Source organism: Vibrio sp. Vb1574 (assembly GCF_033338675.1).
Genome location: NZ_JAWOTC010000353.1, coordinates 1 through 1,145, shown reverse-complemented (window position 1 = coordinate 1,145; position 1,145 = coordinate 1). Strand labels below are relative to the sequence as shown.

The 1,145-nt window shown below is 48.6% G+C and carries 1 protein-coding gene; it reads right to left on the bottom strand.

All coding sequences use genetic code 11. The features are described from left to right. A partial coding sequence (locus tag R7O12_RS26135; RefSeq protein WP_318126969.1) for an O-succinylhomoserine (thiol)-lyase occupies window positions 1-1,099 on the bottom strand: 1,099 nt, incomplete at its 3' end. Window positions 1,100-1,145 lie beyond the last annotated feature (46 nt).

Sequence of the window (1,145 nt, the reverse complement as noted above, 5' to 3'; positions counted from 1 at the left end):
AACCTACAGACAGACGAAGCAGCTGATGCGACACGCCTGCTTCAGCTAACGCCTCTTCCCCCATGGCTCGATGCGTCATAGATGCGGGGTGACAAATCAAACTCTCCACGCCACCAAGCGACTCTGCAAGAGAAAACAGATCGAGCTCTTTGACAAACACTTTAAGTTGCTCAAATGAGCCTGCAAATTCAAAGCTCAACATAGAACCAAAACCCGACTGCTGCTTTTTCGCGATTTCGTGACCAGGATGATCTGGCAAGCTCGGATGGTAAATCTTCGCGACCAAAGCCTGCTGTTGTAGGTAGTTGAGTACGTGTTGAGAGCTTTCTTCGTGCACTCGCATACGGGCGCCTAAAGTGCGGATCCCACGCAACGTCATGTAACTATCGAAAGGCGTACCCGTGGCGCCAATACAGTTTCCCCACCATGCAAGTTCTTCTGCGTGCGCTTCTGTTTTGGTGATCACCACACCACCAATCACGTCCGAGTGACCATTAATGTATTTTGTGGTTGAGTGGATAACAAAATCAGCACCGAGATCCAAAGGCTTTTGGTACACCGGAGTCAAAAAGGTATTGTCTACCGCAACCAAAGCGCCCACTTGTTTGGCTTTTTCGCATACCGCTGCAATATCAACCACACGAACCAAAGGGTTCGATGGAGTTTCTAACAAAATAAGCTTTGGCTTTTTCGCTAGTGCAGCCTCTAGAGCTTGCTCATCCGATTGATCAACGAACTGCACTTTGAAGTCGCCTTTGTTAGCTCGTGTATTGAACAAACGGTATGTGCCACCATAGCAATCATGCGGTGCAACAATCAGATCATCTGGCCCAAGAAAAGCCGATACCCACAAGTTAAGTGCGGAAGTACCGCAGTTAGTCACCACTGCGCCTTTGCCAGACTCTAACTCTGATAACGCACTCTCTAGCAAACCACGGTTTGGGTTACCTGAACGCGTGTAATCGTATTTAGGGACTTCACCAAAAGCAGGGAAACCATAGTTGGTTGAAAGGTAGATTGGTGGAACAACAGCGTGGTATTGGCTGTCTGATTCGATACCAGTGCGTACAGCAATGGTCGCAGGCTTGCGGGTGCTCATGGGTGTATCCTTTCACGGGTGATGACTTCTAAATAGGAATGCGCTA